This is a genomic window from Nocardia wallacei (assembly GCF_029868745.1).
Classification (GTDB): domain Bacteria; phylum Actinomycetota; class Actinomycetes; order Mycobacteriales; family Mycobacteriaceae; genus Nocardia; species Nocardia wallacei_B.
The window spans coordinates 1-21,252 of record NZ_JARWOP010000040.1 but is presented as its reverse complement, the minus strand read 5'-3'; the positions used below and the strand labels follow the sequence as shown (position 1 = coordinate 21,252).

Annotated in this window: 8 protein-coding genes; 6 read left to right on the top strand and 2 right to left on the bottom strand. The window is 71.2% G+C overall.

From position 1 onward, the window contains the following. Positions 1-542: 542 nt before the first annotated feature. The gene (locus tag QH470_RS01875) at positions 543-2,021 is read right to left on the bottom strand and encodes a DHA2 family efflux MFS transporter permease subunit (RefSeq protein WP_280270480.1); all 1,479 of its coding nucleotides are present in this window, start codon (positions 2,019-2,021) and stop codon (positions 543-545) included. A 244-nt stretch (positions 2,022-2,265) separates the two neighbouring features. On the opposite strand from QH470_RS01875, the gene QH470_RS01870 reads away from it, so the two are divergent. The 6 genes from QH470_RS01870 (at position 2,266) to QH470_RS01845 (ending at position 19,618) form a co-directional block, all read left to right on the top strand. Next, on the top strand, positions 2,266-2,928 hold the full coding sequence (locus tag QH470_RS01870; protein ID WP_280270479.1) for a TetR/AcrR family transcriptional regulator: 663 nt from the start codon (positions 2,266-2,268) through the stop codon (positions 2,926-2,928). A gap of 49 nt (positions 2,929-2,977) precedes the next feature. After that, positions 2,978-3,859 (top strand): menaquinone biosynthetic enzyme MqnA/MqnD family protein, encoded by an 882-nt coding sequence (locus tag QH470_RS01865; RefSeq protein WP_280270478.1) that lies wholly within the window; start codon positions 2,978-2,980, stop codon positions 3,857-3,859. A gap of 35 nt (positions 3,860-3,894) precedes the next feature. Further along, on the top strand, positions 3,895-6,021 hold the full coding sequence (locus QH470_RS01860) for an AMP-binding protein (protein WP_280270477.1): 2,127 nt from the start codon (positions 3,895-3,897) through the stop codon (positions 6,019-6,021). Between the two features lie 61 nt (positions 6,022-6,082). Next, on the top strand, positions 6,083-11,374 hold the full coding sequence (locus QH470_RS01855; RefSeq protein ID WP_280270476.1) for an SDR family NAD(P)-dependent oxidoreductase: 5,292 nt from the start codon (positions 6,083-6,085) through the stop codon (positions 11,372-11,374). Continuing rightward, positions 11,371-18,285, top strand: a complete 6,915-nt coding sequence (locus tag QH470_RS01850) for a type I polyketide synthase (RefSeq protein ID WP_280270475.1) — start codon at positions 11,371-11,373, stop codon at positions 18,283-18,285. Before QH470_RS01855 ends, QH470_RS01850 begins: the two co-directional genes overlap by 4 nt. 70 nt (positions 18,286-18,355) lie before the next feature. Beyond that, the gene (locus tag QH470_RS01845; RefSeq protein ID WP_280270474.1) at positions 18,356-19,618 is read left to right on the top strand and encodes an FAD-dependent oxidoreductase; all 1,263 of its coding nucleotides are present in this window, start codon (positions 18,356-18,358) and stop codon (positions 19,616-19,618) included. A 139-nt stretch (positions 19,619-19,757) separates the two neighbouring features. Here QH470_RS01845 and QH470_RS01840 read toward each other — a convergent pair whose 3' ends face one another. Further along, positions 19,758-21,095 (bottom strand): cation:proton antiporter, encoded by a 1,338-nt coding sequence (locus tag QH470_RS01840; RefSeq protein WP_280270473.1) that lies wholly within the window; start codon positions 21,093-21,095, stop codon positions 19,758-19,760. Between the last annotated feature and the right edge of the window lie 157 nt (positions 21,096-21,252).

Genomic DNA, 21,252 nt, shown 5'->3' with positions numbered 1-21,252 from the left:
AGGTCGACCGCGCCCCCCGACAGAAACGGTCCCACCCGTAATTCTCTGTTCCGATTCTGCGATTCTTTCAACTGCTACCAAGGGAAGCACCCTTACCCAACAGACCAGTCGCGAATTTGTTGCGGCCGGTAACGGATACGGTACGAGGACCCCGGCGTCCACCGTTCGTCATGGTAATCGTGCGAACGACCGAAAGTGTTCACAGCAATGTCCGGTAACCGCACCGCGAACGCGGTGTCCCGGCGGCGAAATTCGTTGGAACATCCCATGTTTGGGCCGCATTAGCTTGATTTCCCCCCACGCTCCGACCGAGTCCGACAAGAACTCGTTCATCGTAAATTATCCACGTCCGCCGGAAAAATGGCGACTCGTGCACACACGCCGATCAGGCGTATCGGAGTATCCGATACGCCCGGTCGGGATCGATATGTTTTCTCGAATTGCGCGCTGTCGGCGTCAGCCGCCTTTCCGACCCGAGCGGCGGTCTTCACCGGCCCCGCTCGGCGCCCTGAAATTCATGCTATGAGTTCGATCACACACGGTCACGGCGCTCCCGGCGCGGGCATCCGCGGGGCCGCACCGTTGGCGGCCACCGGCGCCGCCGGCGAGCCCGTCATCGGCAGGGCCGCCAGCACCACCGGCACCATCGCGGCAGCGGCGAACCAGAACACCGCGTGCAGCCCGTCCAGCCAGCCGGTGGTGATCGTGGTGGTGATCGCCGCGAACGCCGCGATACCGAGGCCACCGCCCATCTGCCGGGCGGTCATGCTCATGCCGTACCCGGAGGCGAACTTCTCCTGCGGCACCGAGGTCGCCGCGGCCGAGGACACCGCGGTCATCAGCAGGCCGATCGCCAGCCCGGACAGCAGGCCGACCGGCAGCCACACCGCCCAGAACCGGCTCTCCTCGTGCAGCAGCAGCGCGAACAGCACTCCGGCGATGCCGAACAGCACCGCACCGGCGATCGTCGCGAGACGCTGGATGTCGGGATGTTTCGACTTGCCGACTACGCCGGCGCCGATCGCGGCGGTGAACGCGCCCGGCGAATTCGCCAGTCCCGCTTCCCAGATCGAGTACTTCCAGACCACGATGGTGTACAGCGGGCAGGCCAGCAGCCACGCGAACATCGCGATGCCGAACAGGAACGACACCGCGCTGGCGGCGGCGAACTTGCGGTCGGCCCACAGGTGCACCTCGAACACCGGCACCCGCTGCCGCATCGAGCGCAGGATCCCGGCGGCCAGCAGCACCAGTCCGCCCACCGTGGTGACGATGAATCCGGCACTGAGCCAACCCCATTCGCCACCCTGGGTGAGTCCGACGACCGCCGCGCCGACGCCGAGCGCGATCAGGATCGCACCCACCGGGTCGGGCCGCTCCCGCACCTCCGGCTTGATCTCCGGCAGCCAACTGCGACCGACCACGAAGGCCACCAGGCCGACCGGGACGTTGATCAGGAACACCGCCCGCCAGTCCCAGGCCCACACCAGCAGTCCGCCGAGGGCGGGACCGAAGGCGGCGGCCGCGGAGGAGGCCGCCACCCAGGCCGCCACCGCCGTGACCCGGCGCTCGGGCGGGTAGGCGCCGAGTACCAGGCCGAGAGCGGCGGGGATCATGCCACCGGCCGCAAGGCCCTGCAAAAACCTTGCGCCGATGAGGAATTCGATCGTCGGCGCCGCGGTGCACAGCGCGGAGGCGATGGTGAACGCGAGCAGCGACCACAGGAAGACCGCCTTGCGGCCGAACACGTCGGCGTAGCGGCCCACAGGGGTCAGCACGGCCGCGAAGAACACGGCGTATCCGGACACCACCCACGACAGGGTCGGCAGCGCGGTACCGGGAAAACTTTCGAAGATGTCCGAGAACGCGACGTTCACCACGGACATGTCGAGGAAGGCCACGAAGGTGGCCACCGAAGTAATCAGCAGGACTCGCCGCGGCTCGATCGGCGCGCGGGCTCCTGCGGGGAGGGGGTATGCCGACGCCTGGTTCGAGACCTTGTCGGCGACGTCATCAGTCATCGTCCACCTGCCGGGGAATCACGAGAGGGCACATCGGGAAGACCTCACAGTCTGTTGAACCGAACGTTCGTGCGGGTTCATTAACGCACGATCGTTCGGTCCGGTCAAGGCGGTGACGACCGACGACTCACGAAAGCGCGCGGATTACGGCACGGACCGAACAGTCTGGCCGAACGATCGTTCGGCTACGATGGGTGTCGAGGGGTTACTCAGCCAGGGGTTGTGAAAAAGGAGACACGGGTCGATGACGGAGACTCGCCCGGCACGCGGCCACGACACCCGCCGTGCCATCCTGCGTGAAGCAGTCCAGGTCGGCGCGGTGGAGGGCCTGGACAGGCTGACCATCGGCCGGCTCGCCACCGCCCTCGGCGCCAGCAAGAGCGGCGTATTCGGGCTCTTCGGGTCCAAGGAGGAACTTCAGCTGGCCGCCATCGAGGAGGCCAAGTCGACCTTCATCGCCGAGGTGATCGGCCCGGCGCTGCGGCTGCCCTCGGGCATCGAGCGGCTGCGTACGCTGTGCGAGGCCTGGCTCGACCACACCAGCAGGGACGCCGCGGCCGACGGCGCCTGCTTCTTCCTGTCGGTCGGCTCGGAGTTCGGGTCGCGGCCCGGCCGGGTGCGCGACGCCATCGTCTCGGTGTGGCAGCAGTGGCACGACTTTCACCGCCAGACCATCGTGGAGGCCCAGCAACTGGGCGAGATCACCGCCGCGACCGATCCGGCGCAGCTGGCCTTCGAACTGGCGGCCATCGAGCGCAGCGCGGTGGCCGACTCGACGCTGCTCGACGAGCCCGCCGTGTTCGACCGGGCCCGCACGGCGATGCTGCGGCTGCTGCGCGAGCACGCCACCGACCCCGACCGGATCCCCGTGCCGCCGCACAGTCGTGCGGCCGAACGACGAGCTTAGGGGACGCGTAGGGGTTACCGCTCCTGGGTGATTGGACAACAGTGGGCCTATGCGCTCAGTGTCCGGCCCGGGTGCCCGCAACCGGCACCGCACGACCGTGCGGCAACGTCCGCGGGTCGGCCATATCGACTTCCTCAACTGGCTCCCCATCATGTGGGGGCTGGCCCGCACCGGCAACCTGATCGAGCTGGATCTGGTGCACGGCACCCCCGACGATCTCAGCGACGCGCTCGCCGCCGGATCGATCGACCTCGGCCCCATCAGTCTGGTCGAATACCTGTCGCACACAGACGAATTGGAGCTGCTGCCGGACCTGGCCATCGGCTGCGACGGACCGGTGATGTCGTGCCTGATCGTGAGCCGGGTGCCGCTGGACCGGCTCGACGGCGTCCCGGTGGCGATGAGCTCGACCAGCCGGACCTCGGTGCGGCTGGCCAGGCTGCTGCTCAGTGACTACGTCGGGGTGCGGCCCCGGTTCTTCGTCAGCCCGCCCGACCCGGCGATCATGTTCGCGCAGGCCCCGGCCGCGGTGCTGATCGGCGACGTCGCGCTGCGCACCGCGCTGTTCGACGCGCCCGAGCGGGGCCTGATCGTGCACGACCTCGGGCAGATGTGGCGCGAGTGGACCGGGTTGCCGTTCGTCTTCGCCGTACTCGGTGTGCGGCGCGAATTCGCCTTGCGCGAGCCGGATTCCGTGCGCCGCGTGCACGCCGATCTGCTGACCGCGCGCGATGTGGCGCTGGCGGAAATGGACGAGTTGTGCGAGCGGGCCGCGCGCTGGGAGGAATTCGACGCGGACACCCTGCGGCGCTACTACACCCGCGCCCTGGACTTCGACCTCGGACCGCGGCACCTGGAGGGTATCGCGGAGTTCGCGCGGCGAACCGGGTACCGCACGAATCTGTCTGCCGCACTGCCGGATTCGGCGTGACGCGGCAGCGGAAAGTCCTAGCAGCGGGAGGATCGATGACGGCAACGGTGGATCTCGGCCCGGCGGCTCGCGTGGACGCCCTGGCCCGGCAGGCCGGGCGCCGGGTCGCGGTGGTGTACGAGGGCGGCACCTACAGCTACGACGTACTCGCCGCGCAGGCCCGGCGGCTGGCGGCGGTGCTGGCCGACGGCGGCGCGGGCGACGGCGACCGCGTGGTGTACCTGGGCGGCAACAGCGTCACCTTCCTGGCCACTTTTCTGGCGGCCGCACGGCTGGGATCGGTGTTCGTGCCGGTGAATTCGCGGTTGACCGCGCCGGAGGTGGCGGTGATCCTCGCGGACTGCGCGCCGCACACCCTCGTGGTCGAACCCGGGCACCGGGAGATCGCCGAGGCCGCCGGAAGCGCCGCACGGCTGCTGCTCGTGCCCGGTGACCCGGGCCAGGACCTCGACGAAACCCCCAGCGGCGCTTGGGAAGTGCTACCGCCGATGGCCGGCGACACGGTCCCGGAACCCGTACCGTGCCCGGCCGACCGGCCCGCAATGCTCGCCTATACCTCGGGCACCACGGGCAGGCCCAAGGGTGTGCAGCTGACGCACGGGAACCTGTGGTGGAACGGGGTCAACATGGACATGGTGGCGGCCGCCGCGCCGCTGGATGTCACCCTGGTGGTGGCGCCCCTGTTCCATACCGCGCCGCTGGGCTGTTTCACCTTGCGCACGTTGCTGCGCGGCGGAACGGTGGTGCTGCGCCGCGACTTCCAGCCCCCGCGGATGCTGGCGGATCTGGTCGACTACCGGGTCACCACCGTTTTCGCGGTACCGGCCATGTTCGCTGCGGTCGCGGCCCTGCCCGGCTTCCCCGCGGCGGATCTGTCGGCCCTGCGCACCGCGGTCACCGCCGGTGCGCCCGCACCCGCGCCGCTGATCGGCCGATACCTGGACCGCGGCATCGCGCTGCAGCAGGCGTACGGCCTCACCGAGACGCTGTTCGTCACCTGCCTGCCCGCCGATCGCACCGCCGAGCATGCCGCCTCGGCCGGACTCGCGTTGCCCTACACCGAGATTCGCATCCTCGACCCGGCCGCCGGGACACCGGTGGACGCGGGCGAGCCCGGCGAGGTGTGCCTGCGCGCGCCGACGGTGACCGGTGGCTATCGCAATGCCCCCGAGGCCACCGCGGCCGCGTTCGTCGACGGCTGGTTCCGCACCGGCGACATCGGTTATCTGGACCGCGACGGCTGCCTCTACCTGGTCGACCGGCGCAAGGACATGATCATCGTGGGCGGCGACAACGTGTACTCGGCCGAGGTCGAGCAGGTGCTGGCGCGGTGTCCCGGCGTGACCGATGTGGCGGTGGTCGGAGTGCCCGACCCGCACGAGGGCGAGAGCGTCGTCGCGATCGTGAGCAGCCGCGCCGAACTCCGGCCCACCCTGGCCGATCTGCGGCGTTTCGCCGAGGGCGAGCTGGCGCGCTACAAGCTGCCGACGCGGGTGGTGCACGCCGCGCAGATTCCGCGCAATGCGATGGGCAAGATCGACAAGATCGTCATCCGCGCGGCGCTGGCCGACGAGGACCACAGTGTCTTCGCCGCGACGGCGGACGATCGGTCTCCGGACGAACAGCGGTCTACAGCAACGCCTTCCGAGCCGGCCGCCGCCCCGCCCGCGTGGTTGCGGGCGCTGCCGTCACTGCCGCCCGACGAGCAGTACCGCGTCGTCTTCGACGTCGTGGCGGCGAGCGTCGCCCGCACCATCCGCGGCGCGCCGCCGGTGCTGGCCGCCGAGGACCGGCTGCGCGACATCGGCCTGGGCTCGCTGGCGGCGGTAGAGCTGGCGCGCCATCTCGGCGCCACCTTCCACCTGGACCTGCCCACCACCACCCTGTTCGACCACGCCACCGTCGGCGCGCTGGTCCGGCAACTGTGCGACCGGATCGCCACGGCCGGCGCCCGTCCGCCGGTATTGGAGCTGGTCGCGGAATTCGAACGCGCACTGCGCGATACCCCGTTCGCACCGGCCGTGCACGCCGAACTGCGTGACCGCCTGCGAGCCTCGCTCAACCAGCTCACCGGCGCGCCCGCCGCCGCCACCGCCGATGTCACCGGGGCCACCGACCACGAGCTGTTCGCACTGCTCGACGCCGAACTCGGAACACGCTGAGCCGCTGCGGATCCCGCCGCTCTCGCCGACCGCCCATGCACCGTCCGGGAGGAGTCCCCCGATGACCGACGAAGCCACCCTGCGCGATTACCTGAAACGCGCGACCACCACCCTGCTGGAGACCCGGGCACAACTGCATCGGCTGGAGTCCGCGCAGCGCGAGCCGATCGCGGTCGTCGGGATCGGCTGCCGGTATCCCGGCGGAATCCGCTCGCCCCAGCAGCTATGGGACTTCGTGGCCGCCCGGGGCGACGCGGTGCGGCCCTTCCCGCCCGACCGGGGCTGGCATCCGGAATCGCTGCTGGGTGACGATCCCGACCGGCCCGGCACGATCACCGCCGAAGGCGGCGGATTCCTCGACACCCCTTTCGATTTCGACGCCGAGTTCTTCGGCGTCTCGCCGCGCGAGGCCCTCGCCACCGATCCTCAGCAGCGACTGCTGCTGGAGGTGGCGTGGGAGGCGTTCGAGCGCGCGGGGCTGGACCCGCAGGCGTTGCGCCACAGCGACTGTGGCGTGTTCGTCGGGGCGATGTACCACGACTACGCCAGCCGCCTGCGCACGGTGCCCGGTGAACTGGAGGCACAGCTGGGCACGGGCAGTGCCGCGGGCGTGCTGTCCGGCCGCCTCGCCTACAACTTCGGCTTCACCGGTCCCGCGGTGACCGTCGACACCGCCTGCTCGTCGTCGCTGGTGGCGGTGCACCAGGCGGTGCAGGCGCTGCGTGGCGGTGAGTGCGGGCTGGCGCTGGCCGGCGGGGTGACGGTGATGTCGACACCGGCCAGCTTCCTGGAGTTCAGCCGCCAGCGCGGGCTGGCCCGCGACGGGCGCTGCAAGGCGTACGCCGCCGCGGCGGACGGCACCGGCTTCGCGGAGGGCGTGGGAGTTCTAGTCCTGGAACGGCTTTCGGACGCGCAGCGGCACGGCCATCAGGTGTGGGGGCTGCTGCGCGGGTCGGCGGTCAACTCCGACGGCGACTCCACCGGGCTGACCGTGCCCAGCGGCGCGGCGCAGGCCCGGGTGATCCGGCAGGCGCTGGCCGCGGCGGGCGCCACGCCCGGCGACATCGACGCTGTCGAGGGCCACGGCACCGGCACCACGCTCGGTGACCCGATTGAGGTGCGCGCACTGCTCGAGGTGTTCGGCGACCGCGACGGCGACCCGCTGTGGCTGGGCTCGGTGAAGTCGAACCTCGGCCACACCCAGGGCGCGGCCGGAGTGGCCGGAGTGATCAAGATGATCATGGCCATGCGGCACGGAACGCTCCCTGCCACACTGCATGTCGACGAGCCCACGCCGCACGTGGACTGGACGGCGGGCGCGGTGCGGCCGCTGCGCGAGACGCGGGGCTGGCCCGACACCGGCCGCCCCCGCCGGGCGGGAGTGTCGTCGTTCGGCATCAGCGGCACCAACGCGCACGTAGTGGTCGAACAACCGCCCCAACCCGACCCGGTAGCGCTCACCGCGCCGATCCCGTTGCCGCCGTTGACGACCTGGTTCCTGTCGGCCCGCACCGACGCCGCGCTGGCCGGTCAGGCCGCCGAGCTGGCCCGCCACGTCCGCGCCCATCCCGACCTCCCGGCCGCGGAAATCGGCCGCGCGCTGGTGACGACACGGACCCGTTTCGACCGGCGCGCAGTCGTTTTCGGGCACGATCGCGGCGAGTTGCTGACCGGGCTGGACACCCTCGCCGCCGGTGGACAGTCACCGGCCGTGGTGCGCGGCACGGTGTCCGGCGGGCAGGTTCGCACGGCCGTCATGTTCCCCGGACAGGGCGCCCAGCGCGTCGCGATGGGACGACAGCTCCATGCGACCAATCCCGTGTACGCCAAGGCATTCGACGAGGTGTGCGCACACTTCGCCGACCATCTCGAGACCGACCTCGCCGAGGTGGTGTTCGCCGAGCCCGGCAGCGCCAACGCGGAACTGCTGAACCGCACCAGTTTCACGCAGGCGGCGCTGTTCGCGGTGGAGGTCGCGATGTACAGGCTGGCCGAATCCTTGGGCCTGCGACCGGATTTCCTCATCGGGCACTCCATCGGCGAACTCACCGCCGCCTACCTCGCCGGAGTGTGGCGGCTGCCCGACGCGGCGACGCTGGTCGCGGCGCGCGGGCGGCTGATGGACCGGCTGCCCGGCCACGGCAGCATGATCGCGGTGGCCGCCGCCGAGCACAAGGTGACCCCGCTGCTGGTCGGCCGAGAGCACGCGGTGTCGGTGGCGGCGATCAACGGCACCGCCGCGGTCGTACTGTCCGGCGCGGACGCCGCGGTCGGCGAGATCGCCGCCACGCTCGAGACGCTGGGACGGCGGACCTCCCGGCTGCGGGTCGCGCACGCCTTCCACTCGCCGCTGGTCGAGCCCATGCTCGACGAGTTCGCGCGGGTGTGCCGCGGGGTCGAGTACCACGAGCCGACGATCCCGATCGTCTCCAATGTCACCGGGGCGCCGGCGGATCCGGCCCGGCTGCGCGACCCGCAGTACTGGGTCGACCAGGTGCGGCGCCCGGTCCGGTTCTTCGACGGCCTGCGCCGGCTGCGCGACGACCACGACGTGCGGGTGTTCGTGGAGGCCGGACCCGGCAGCACATTGACCGCGCTGACCCGGGAGGCGTTCACCGCCGACGCGGCCGTGACCACCACACCGCTGCTGCCGAGCCGGCGCGCCGAACCCGACGCGGTCGTGGCCGGGCTCGCCGCCGCGCACACCGCGGGCACGCCGATCCGGTGGTATCCGGAGGCAGCCACCCCGCCGGTGCAGTTGCCCACCTACGCGTTCCAGCACCGCCGCTACTGGCTCGACGCCGGGGACACCGTCGGCGCGGACCGCGAACGCACCGGGCATCCGCTGCTGGACCGTTCGCTCGCACTGGCCGACGGCGGATATCTGTTCTCCGGCACCGTATCCGGCGGCACGGGCTGGCTGTCGGACCATGTCGTGCACGGTGCCGCGCTGCTGCCCGCGACGGCCTTCCTCGACATGACGCTGCTGGCCGCCGACCACGCGGGGCTCGACTACCTCGAGGAACTGACCCTGCTCGCACCGCTGACCGTCCCCGACACGGGCTCGGTGGCCGTACAACTGGCGATGGCCGCGGCCGATGCCGCCGGCCGCCGCGCGGTCACGATCCACTCCCGCACCCCGGACGGCGACTGGGTCCGGCACGCGGAGGCCGTCGCGGCGCAGGCCCCAGCGGACCGCACGCGCCCGTCGGTGCACGGCTGGCCGCCGGAGAACGCCGAACCCGTCGACCTCGACTCGCGGTACCGCGAACTGACCGCGGCGGGCTACCACTACGGTCCGGCCTTCCGCGGCGCGCGGGAACTGTACGCGCGCGACGACGAGCATTTCACCGCCGTCGCGGCCCCGGCGGGCGTACACACCGGCGGCTATCGGATCCATCCGGCGGTTCTCGATGCCGCGCTGCATCCGCTCGCCACCACGTCCGGACCCACCCGGTTGCCCTTCTCCTGGCGCGGTATTCGCTCCTTCGGCCCGGCCGGCGGCACGATCCGGGCGCGGCTGACGAGCGGTCCCGAATCGGCCGTGGAGGTATTCGACGCCGGCGATCGCCCGGTGCTGGCCGTCGACGCGCTGGTGCTGCGCCCCGTCGAGGTCGGCACCCTGAGCGCCGGGGACGGCCGCTACCGGCTGGGCTGGATCCGGCCCGCGCCCGGCGGCGGCAGCCTGTCGTGGTCCGAGCTGAACTGGTTCGAGCTGCCCGAATTCGACCTGACGCCGACGGGGGTGCGGTCCGCGCTGGAGACGGTGCTGCACCGGATGCGCGACTGGCTGCACGAGTCCGACACCGGAATGCTGGCGATCCGCACGCGCGGCGCGGTCGCGGTGGGCGGCGCCGCCGTCACCGATCCGGCCGCGGCGGCCGTGTGGGGGCTGGTGCGGTCGGCCCAGTCCGAGCATCCCGGCCGGTTCGTGCTCGTCGACTCCGACGGCAGCCCGGCCGGACCGCTGCCCGCCGATGAACCCCAGATCGCCACGCGCGCAAGCGATGTGCTGGTACCACGGCTGGTGCCCGCGTACGAACCCGCGATCGGCACGCCGTGGCGGACGGACGGCACGGTGCTGATCACGGGAGCGAGCGGCGTGCTCGCGGGGCTGGTGGCGCACCATCTCACCACCGACCACGGCGTGCGGCACCTGCTGCTGCTCAGCCGTGGCCCGATCGACACGAACGCCCTCGGCCTGCCCGCCGACTGCACCGTGACGACCGCCGAATGCGATGTGTCCGACCGTGATTCGCTCGCCCGCGCATTGGCCGGAATACCGGCGGAACGACCGCTCACGGCCGTGGTGCACGCCGCGGGCAGCGTCGACGACGGACTGGTCGAGACGCTCACCCCCGATCAGTTCGAACGGGTGCTGCGGCCGAAGGTGGACGGCGCCTGGAATCTGCACGAACTCACCCGCGAGCTGGATCTGTCCGCGTTCGTGCTGTTCTCGTCGGTCGCGGGACTGATCGGCGCGGCCGGGCAGGCCAACTACGCCGCCGCGAACGCCTGGCTGGAGGCACTGGCGTGGCAGCGGCACACACAGGGCTTACCGGCCACCGCGCTGGCCTGGGGATTGTGGGCGCGCACCACCGGTGTTTCCGCAGCGCTCGGAGATGCCGACCGCGCGCGGCTGGCCCGCTCGGGAATCCTGCCCCTGTCCGATGCCGAGGGGCTGGCGCTGTTCGACGCCGGGTGCGCCGGAGACGACGCGGTCCCGGTGCTGGCCGCGCTGGACCGGGCCCGGCTGGATCCGGCCGCCGCACCGCCGCCACTGCGCGGCCTGGCCCGGCCGCGTCGCGAATTCCGGCCCCGGCCCGAGCATGCGGTGCCCGACATGCCGGAGTTCCCAGCGCGTTTCGCCGTGCTGGAAGCCACCGATCGGCGGGAGCTGGTGCACGACCTGGTCCACGAACTGGTCGCGGCGGTACTCGGGCACACCGGCGACCTGCCGACCACCGACCGGACCTTCACCGAACTCGGATTCGACTCGCTGACCGGGATGGAGTTGCGCACCCGGCTGGCGGCCGCCACCGGACTGCGCCTGCCCGCGACTCTGGTGTTCGACCATCCCACACCGGACGCCCTCGCCGCGCACCTGCACGCCAAGCTGCTGGCGGAGGCCGAGACGCTCGCAGACGGCGACGCCTCGGCCCCGGTGCGACGGCTGCCCGAGTCCGTGCCCGGACCGGCCGACGACTCAGGCGGGGAGTCCGCGTCGATCCTGCACATGGATGCCGCGGACCTGATCCGCATGGCACACGGTGGCGGCGCGATGCGCTCGGGGTCCACCGACTTCTGGACCGACGGCAACGACTTCTTCGACGACGACCAGGGGACGGCATGACCAACCCGAACGCCGAACTGATCGATGCCCTGCGCGCCGCCCTGGTGGAGCGGGATCGATTGCGGCGGGAGAACTCCCGGCTCGCCGACCGGCTCGACGAGCCGATCGCGGTGATCGGCATGAGCTGCCGCTTCCCCGGCGGCGTGCACGGCCCGGACCAGTGGTGGGAATTCCTGGCCGCCGGCGGCGACGGCATCACCGCCTTTCCCGCGGACCGCGGCTGGCGCGACGACGACCGCGCCGAACGCGGCGATTACCCGAGGGTGGGCGGATTCCTCGACGCCGCTTTGGATTTCGACCCGGATATGTTCGGCATCTCGCCGCGCGAGGCGCTGGCGACCGATCCGCAGCAACGGCTGTTGCTCGAGGCGTCGTGGGAGGCGATCGAACACGCTCGTCTCGATCCGCTCGCGCTGCGCGGGTCGTCGACGGCGGTGTTCGCGGGCGTGATGTATCACGACTACGCCGATCGGCTGGGCACGGTGCCCGAACGCGTCGAGGGACATCTGCGCACCGGCAGCCTCGGCAGTGTGGTGTCCGGGCGGGTCGCCTTCGCGCTGGGGCTGCACGGACCCGCGGTCACCATCGACACCGCGTGTTCCTCGTCGCTGGTGGCGATGCATCTGGCCGGGCACGCGCTGCGGCAGCGGGAATGTTCGCTGGCGCTGGCCGGTGGAGTGACGGTGATGTCGACGCCGAAGGTGTTCGCCGAGTTCGCCCGCCAAGGCGGGCTGGCGGCGGACGGCCGCTGCAAGGCCTTCGGGGCCGGCGCGGACGGCACCGGCTGGTCGGAGGGCGTCGGCGTGCTCGTGCTGGAGCGCCTGTCGGACGCGCGGCGGCTCGGGCACCGGGTCCTCGCCGTGCTGCGCGGTTCGGCGGTCAATTCCGACGGCGCCTCGAACGGGCTTACCGCACCCAACGGCCCAGCGCAGCAACGGGTTATCCGGCAGGCGCTGGCGGCGGCGGGCCTGCGACCCGACGACATCGATGTGGTCGAGGGTCACGGCACCGGCACGCGGCTCGGCGATCCGGTCGAGATCCAGGCCCTCCTCGACACCTACGGTCAGGGCCGGACGCGGCCCCTGTGGCTGGGTTCGGTGAAATCGAACGTCGGCCACACGCAGGCGGCGGCCGGAGTGGCCGGGGTGATCAAGGCGATCATGGCCATGCGTCACGGCGTCGTCCCCCCGACCCTGCACGCGAAAAGCCCTTCACCGCACGTGGATTGGTCCGAGGGACCGGTGTGCCTCGCCACCGGAGCACAACCCTGGCCCGGCACCGGCCAACCACGCCGCGCCGCGGTGTCGTCGTTCGGCATCAGCGGAACCAACGCCCACGTAATCCTCGAACAAGCACCCACCGACGAACCGACCGCGCACAATATCCAGCCGTCCCCGGACCGCACCGCCCGCCGAGCCGCGGCATCACACGACCCCATGCACACCACCGGCTCGGGCGTGGCACAGCCGGTCACCACCGAGCACGGCGAGGGGATTGCGGCGCAAGGGGTTTCGATTGCCTGGCCGTTGTCCGGCCGGACCGATGCGGGGCTGGCCGGGCAGGCTGCGCGCTTGTCGGAATACCTAGAGGCGCATCCGGAGGTGTCGGCGGGGGATATCGGGTTTTCGCTTGCCACCACGCGGTCGCGGTTCACGCAGCGGGCGGTGGTGTTCGGGCAGGATCGGGATCGGCTGGCCGAGCGGTTGGATGTGCTGGCCGCCGAGGGGCGCTCCCCCGGTGTGGTGCGTGGGACGGCGCATCCGAAGGCCAAGACCGCCTTCCTGTTTCCCGGGCAGGGGTCGCAGCGGCCGGGCATGGGACGTGAGCTGCATTCGCATTATCCGGTGTTCGCCGACGCGTTCGACGAGGTCGCCACGCTGTTGGACCCGAAGCTGGAGCGGCCGGTGCGCGAGATCGCCTGGGCGGCCGCCGATCACCCCGACGCCGCCCTGCTGGATCGCACCGACTTCACGCAGGCCGCGCTGTTCACCGTCGAGGTCGCGCTCTACCGGCTGCTCGAATCCTGGGGCGTGACACCGGATTTCCTGCTCGGCCATTCGATCGGCGAGGTGAGCGCGGCGTACCTGGCCGGGGTGTGGTCGCTGACCGACGCCACCGCACTGGTGGCCGCGCGCGGACGGTTGATGCAGCGGCTGCCGCCCGGCGGCGCGATGCTGGCGGTCACCGCCGACGAGCCCACCGCCGATGAACTCATCGCCGGCCATCGGGACCGGGTCGCCATCGCCGCCGTGAACGGCCCTGCGGCACTGGTGATTTCCGGGGACGAGGCCGCGATCGAGGACATCGCGGCCGCTGCCGTGGCGCGCGGCCTCACCGCGAAACGGCTCCGGGTGAGCCACGCCTTCCACTCCCCTCGCATGCGGCCGATGCTCGACGAATTCGCCGATGTCTGTGCGGCCCTGACCTACCGGCCGCCGCGACTGCCGATCGTCTCCGATCTCACCGGGCAACCGGCCGACCCCGCCGCCGTGCGCACCCCGGACTATTGGGTGCGGCACGTCGCCGAGCCGGTGCGTTTCGCCGACGGCGTGCGCTGGCTGCGGGAATCCGGCCGGGTCACCCTCTTCGCCGAGGTCGGGCCGGGTGCCGCGCTGTCCTCCCTGGTGGCCGCCGACGACGACGCGGTGGTGACGCCCCTGCTGCGCCCTGACCGGCCGGAGCCGGAGGCGGTCACGGCCGCCGTGGCGGAGGCGTATGTCGCGGGCGCGGCGGTGGATTGGACCGCCCTCGTGCCTGGCGCACGAGTCGTCGACCTGCCGACGTATGCCTTTGCGCACCAGCGCTTCTGGCTCGATCACGTACCGCGGGCCGACGTGCGCGCCGCCGGACTGACCGCGGCCGACCACCCGCTGCTCGGTGCGGTGGTGGCGGCGCCCGACGATGCCGCCACCATCCTCACCGGGACGCTGTCCCTACGGGATCACCCGTGGCTGGCCGATCACCGGGTCGGCGACAGGGTGCTGGCACCGGCCACGCTGTTCGTGGAGCTGGCGTTGCGCGCCGCCGACGAGGTGGGCGGTCACGGCATCACGGATCTGGTGGTCATCGCACCACTCGTGCTCACCGAGGAGCCCGTGCGAGTGCAGGTACGGGTGCAACCGCCCGGGGCCGACGGCCGCCGCTCCTTCGCGGTCTACGCCAGAAGCGACGACGGACCGTGGACCACCCATGTCGAGGGCACCCTGGGCGGTGAGCCGTCGGGCGAGACCGCACCGCGCGGCACGGAACAGCCTGCGGCATGGCCGCCGCCCGGAGCCGTCCCGCTCGACCCCGACGAGCTGTATCAGCATCTCGCGGATGCCGGACTGCATTACGGACCCCTCTTCCAGGGCATGCGGGAAGTATGGCGCGAAGGCCCCGATCTCCTTGCGCAAGTGTCGCTTTCCAGCGACGTCGATGCCGGAGAATATGGGCTCCACCCCGCGCTGCTCGACGCGGCACTCCACCCGCTCGTGGCGCTCGCCGACGACAACGGGACCCGCCTGCCTTTCGCGTGGCGCGGCGTCGATCTGGCCGCCCAGGGCGCGACGGAACTGCGCGTCCGCCTGTCGTCCCCAGCACCGGACCAGCTCGCTCTATCGGCGACAGATCCAACAGGGGCGACCGTAATCACTGTCGCTTCCCTCGAACTACGCGCAGCACCAATAGTTTCCGACGCTCCCACCGGCGACCCGCTCTATGCGGTCCACTGGGTTCCCGCCCCCGAACCCGGCGGCGCTCCACTCCCCCTCGATGTCCGCTTCGCCGAACCCGGCCTCGCCCCAACCGCATCCGCCACACACGACCAATCCGCTACCGCACGTCCCACGGTCTCCGGGACCACCGCAGAACGCCTTGCCTCGGCCCACCCCGGCGGTTCCGAAACGACACCGGATCATGGCGGCCCCGCGCATATCAGCGCTCCCGAAACCACAGCACAGCAAGCCGAACCCGCATACGCCAACGGCGTTGCGCCGCAACGCATCGGCAACGGGAAGGCGCTCCCACATCCCCACGGCACGGACACCACGCCCGATGGCGGGATCGACCGCGACGAGATCGCTCACGCCACCGCCCTTCGCGGCCCGGAAGACGTGACCGTCGGCGCGGCGGGCGGCATCAGCGTCGTACCCGCCACAGGTCCACACCCTGGCGATCCGAGCACTCGAGCGGAAGACGTTGCTGTCGACCAGGTTTCGATCACCGGCATCCCGCAGGCCAGTACCTCCGCCGACCACGGCGTGATCGTCCTGCGGGCCGATGCCCAGTCCGCCGAGCCGATACCCGCTTTGGTCCGAAACCACGTGGCCCGCACGCTCGAACGGATGCAACGCCTGCTCGCGGACGAGCCGGACACCTCGCTGGTCGTCCTCACCCACGGTGCCGTCGCCACCGACTCAGCTCGCGAGCGACCCGACCTCGCGGGCGCCACCGTGTGGGGGCTGATCCGCAGTGCCCAGGCCGAGTACCCCGACCGGATCGTGCTACTGGACCTCGACGGCACCGCGCCCACCGACCTCGACACCGCTCAGGTCGGCCCCCTGGTCTCCCGCGCTCTGGCCACGGGGGAACCGCAACTCGCGCTACGCGACGGCGAACTCCTGGTACCCCGCATGTCCCGCCTCGCCGCGCCCGCCGGGCCGGACCTGCTGCGCGGCGACCCGTGGCGGCTCGTCCTCACCGAGCCGGGCACCCTCGACACGGTGAGCCTGCTCCCGGCGGAGGACGCGCCGAAACCAATGCAGCCGCACCAGGTTCGGATAGCCATGCGCGCCGCCGGGGTGAACTTCCGCGACATCCTGATCGGCCTGGGCATGTACCCGGACCCGAACGCCGTACTGGGCGGCGAGGGTTCCGGCGTGGTACTCGAAGTCGGCTCGCAGGTCACCGCTTTCGCGCCCGGAGATCGGGTGATGGGCCTGTTCGACGGCATCGGATCAACGGTCACCACCGATCACCGCCTGGTCGCCCGCGTTCCGGACGACTGGACCTTCGCGCAGGCCGCCGCGGTCCCCGTGGTATTCCTCACCGCCTACTACGCGCTGGCCGATCTCGCCGGACTCCGCGCCGGGGAATCGGTGCTGGTGCACGCGGCCGCCGGCGGCGTCGGCACCGCCGCGACGCAGCTCGCGAAGCATTGGGGCGCGGAGGTTTTCGCCACGGCGAGCCCCGGCAAGTGGCAGGCGCTGCGCGACCGCGGTCTCGACGAGGACCATCTCGCCAACTCCCGCACACTCGATTTCGAGGAACACTTCCACACGGTCACCGGCGGGCGCGGCATGGACGTCGTGCTCGACTCGCTGGCCGGGGATTTCGTCGACGCGTCGCTGCGGTTGCTGCCGCGCGGCGGGCGGTTCGTCGAGATGGGCGTCACCGATATCCGCGACCCGGACGCGGTCGGCGAGCGCTTCCCCGGCGTCGCCTACTACTCGTTCCTGATCAGCGAGGTCGACCCCGACCGTATCCGGAGCATGCTCACCGAACTGGTGACGCTGTTCGAGACGCGCGTGCTCACCCCGCCGCCGATCACCGGCTGGGACGTGCGGGACGCGGTGACGGCACTGCGCCACGTCGGGCAGGCGCGTCACATCGGCAAGGTGGTACTCACCTGCCCGCGGCCGCTGGACCCGGCGGGCACGGTGCTCGTGACCGGCGGCACCGGCATGATCGGCGCGGCGGTGGCCCGCCACCTCGTGACCCGGTATGGCGTCGGCCACCTGCTGCTGTCCAGCCGTGCGGGCGAAACAGCGCCGGGCGCAATGGAATTGGCAGAGGAACTGACGCGGTCGGGAGCCCACGTGGAGATCGTGGCCTGCGATGTCACCGACCGCGCGGCCGTCGAGGAACTGCTACACCGCATCCCCGAGCCGCATCCACTCACCGCCGTCGTACATGCCGCGGGCACCGTCGACGACGCCCTGTTCGCCGGTCAATCCCCCGAGCGGCTGGAGCGGGTGCTGCGGCCGAAGGTCGATGCCGCCTGGCACCTGCACGAGCTGACCCGTGCCCAGGATCTCGCCGCGTTCATCGTCTTCTCCTCGGCGGCAGGGGTTCTCGGCACGCCGGGCCAGGCCAACTACGCGGCCGCCAACGGTTTCCTCGACGCGCTGTCCGCCCGGCGGCGGCACGACGCGCTGCCGGGCAGCTCGCTGGCGTGGGGACTGTGGGCCGAACAGAGCGCGGTGAGCGCACATCTCGGCGCCCGCGACCGGGCCCGCATGGAGCGCGGCGGATTCCGCACCCTCACCACCGCCCAGGCGCTGGGGCTGTTCGACGCCGCGCTGCGCAGCAGCTCGCCGGTCACCGTCCCGATCCGGCTGGACACGGCCGCCGTCACCGACCCGCCGCCGCTGCTGCGTGGGCTCGTGCATCGCCGCCGCACCGCCGCGGCGGCCGCGGCCGAACCCGCCGACTTCGCCGCCCGCCTCGCCGGGCACACCACCGAGGAGCAGCACCGCCTGCTGCTGGAGTTGCTGGCGCAGCACGTGGCCGCGGTCCTCGACCACGACACCGGCCGGGCGTTCGACGGCCATCGGCGCTTCGCCGATCTCGGCTTCGACTCGCTCACCACGGTGGAGCTGCGCAACCAGCTGCGCCGGTCGACCGGCGTGACGATCTCTCCCACAGCGGTTTTCGACTATCCGACGCCGGCCGCGCTGGCCGAACACCTGCGCGGCCGCATCGACCCGCCCACCGCGGTCGCCGGCGGTCTCGTCGCCGATCTGGAGCGCGACCTGGATCGGCTGGCCGAATCCGATATCCCCCGCGCCGATCTGGAACGACTCGCCACCAAGCTGGCCGCGGCCTTGCATCGCCACCAGCCCGACGCGACCGTCGACCTCATCGAGATCGCCGGGGACGACGAGATATTCGACCTCATCGATCGCCGCTCGGACGGATTGCGCGCATGACAACTCGATGCCCCGATCTCCCAGCTCCGACCCGACCGCGGCCGATTCCACTGCGAGGACGGTGTTTTCGATGACGAGTACGGACCGGTACGACGTCGTGGTCGCCGGTGGCGGATCGGCCGGTGTGGCGGCCGCCGTCGGCGCCGCACGGACAGGAGCGCGAACGCTGCTGATCGAGCGCGGCCCGTGCCTGGGCGGCGCAGCGACGCTGCGGAACGTGCTCACCTACTGCGGGATCTACACCCGGGCCGACCCGCCGCGCCAGGTGGTCTTCGGCGTCGCCGACGAGGTGCTGCACGGGCTGCGCCGCCTCGGCGCGGTGTCCGAGCCGACCCGATTCACGTCTGTCGCAGTGGTATTCGACCCCGAATCGGTGAAGCTGGTGCTGGACAGGATCTGTCAGGACGCCGGCGTGGAGGTGCGGCTCGACAGTCAGCTCATCGACGCCCACCGCCGAGGAGACGCAATCGACGCGGTCCACCTCGCCGATCATCAAGGCCTGCACACGATCCGGGTCGCGGCCTACGTCGACGCCACCGGCGAGGCGGACCTGGCGAACTTCGGCGGCGCGGCGGTCCGGTACGGCAACGGCGGCCTCGTCCAGAACGGCACGCTCGGCGTGCGGTTCGGCGGCATCCCGCCCGGCGCCCAGGTCACCCGCGACACGCTCGCCGCCGCCATCGCGGCCGCGAAACTGAACGGCGCGCAAGTGCTGGCCGAGCGCGGACTGGTTGCGCGCCTACCTGTTTCGGGCGACATCGTCACCTACGTGGTCGACGAGGGCTACGACGCCCGCGATGCCCGCGAACTCACCCGCGCGCAAGTGCACGCCCGCATCCAGGCCCAGGAATACCTCGCCGTACTACGTACCCTGCCCGGCTGCGCGAACGCCTACATAGTCGCCACCGGCCCGGAGATCGGCACCCGCGAATCCCGCCACATCCTCGGCCACTACCGCCTCACCACCGACGAGGTACTCGGCGCCGCACACCACGACGACGTCATAGCGATGGGCGCCTGGCCGATCGAGTACCACCCCGGACCGGGCGTACTCCCCCAGTGGCAGTTCATCACCGGCGACGCCCACTACCACATCCCCCTCGGCGTAATCCGCAGCATCGACACCCCCAACCTCTTCGCCGCCGGCCGCACAGTAGACGCCGACCGCTACGCCGGCGCCTCCCTACGCGTCATGGGCACCGCCTTCGCCACAGGCCACGCAGCCGGAGTCAGCGCAGCCCTCCACGCCTCCGAATCGAGTGTCAACGCGGCCCACGTGCAGCGCGAACTTCTCCACCAGGGCGCATATCTGGAGATCCCGCGCGCCGCCTGAGATCCGGGTTCAGTCGGGGAAAGAGGCTACGAAGGCGGCGGCGATCAGGGCGGCGCTGATCACGGCGATGACGGCGATGCTCCACATGGGGACTCTCTTCGGTTGGGTGGCAAGCGGATTCAACCTAGCGTGAGCTGGCTCACACCGCCACCCGGGCCGCGGCGGTTTCACCGGCCTCGCCGAAGACCAAGCCGTTCTTCCAGGCGTTGCGTTCGAACATCCGGAACAGCGGGCTGGCAACGAATGTCGTCACGATGGTCATGATGGCCAGAATGGTGAACAGGGTGGGGGTGATGAGCCCCTGGGTGAGGCCGATGTTGATGAGCACCAGCTCCATCAGGCCGCGCGCGTTGGCCAGCGCGCCCATCGCACCCGCCTCCCGCCAACTCAGCCCCTGCCACCGCGAGGCCAGCGACACCGCGCCGAACTTCCCCGCGAACGACACCACCAGCACCACCGCGGCCGCGACGATCGCCACCGGATGCAGCAGCAGACTCAGCTTCGTATTGAGCCCGGCGTACACGAAGAACGCGGGCAGCAGCAGATACGCCACCAGCGGCTCGGTCCGTTCCCGCACCCGGTCCAGCCACTCCCCGCGCGGCATCACCACGCCGGCGAGGAACGCCCCGAACACCGAGTAGATGCCCGACCAGTCGGTGAACCAGGCGCACACCAGCACCACCAGCAGCACCACCGTGAACGGCCCCAGCGGCAGCCCCGCGGGATCGGCGCGCATCTCCTTCTCCGCCCAGCCGTTCAGCGAACGCAACAGCCGCCGCCCGACGGTCAGCATGAACAACACGAACACACCGCCGCCGACGAAGGCCAGCACAGCGCTGTTCATATTGCCCTTGGCGCTGGCGACCACGACCGCCAGCAGAATCCACGACCAGGCGTCGTCGAAAGCCGCACACGCCAGCGTCATGGTCCCGACCCGCGTGTTGTGCAACCCGGAATCGTGAATGATCCACGCCAGCACCGGAAACGCGGTGATGCCCACGGCCGCCGCGAGGAACAGCGCGGCCTGCCACGCCACCACCTTGCCGGTGAAGAAGTCACCGTGGTTGAACAGCACGTACCCGGTGGCGGCGCCGAACAGCAGCGGAACCGTCAGCCCCGCCGTCGCGGTCGTTCCCGCGACCCGGATGTGATCGGTGAGGATCTTGGTCTGGAACGACGACCCGACCAGGAACATATAGAGCACCAGACCCAGTTGCCCGATCACGTAGATCACCGTCAGCGACGGATGCGGAATGGTCTGTCCGCCGATCCCGAGCGTCGCCGGGAACAACCACCGCTGCGCACCGGGCCAGATCGCGCCCAATACGGAGGGCCCGAGCAGGAAGCCGGCGGCCATGATGGCGACCACCTGCATCTGCCCCAGCCGCTTCAGCAGCGGCCACACCAGCCGGTAGACCGCGAGGATCACCGCCATCTGCAGAAAGAAATGCAGCGTCAGTTCGAGATACGACGGCATGGGTCAACACCTTTCGCCGCGTGCCGGGGCCCCCCCGGCCCCGGCGCGGGGGGGGGCCCCGGGGGGGAGGCCGGGGCCCCGGGTGGGGTTTAGCGGGGGGGGGGGGTTTTGGGGCGTGGGGGTTAAAGGGGGAAGGCGCGCCAAAGGGCCCCGCCCG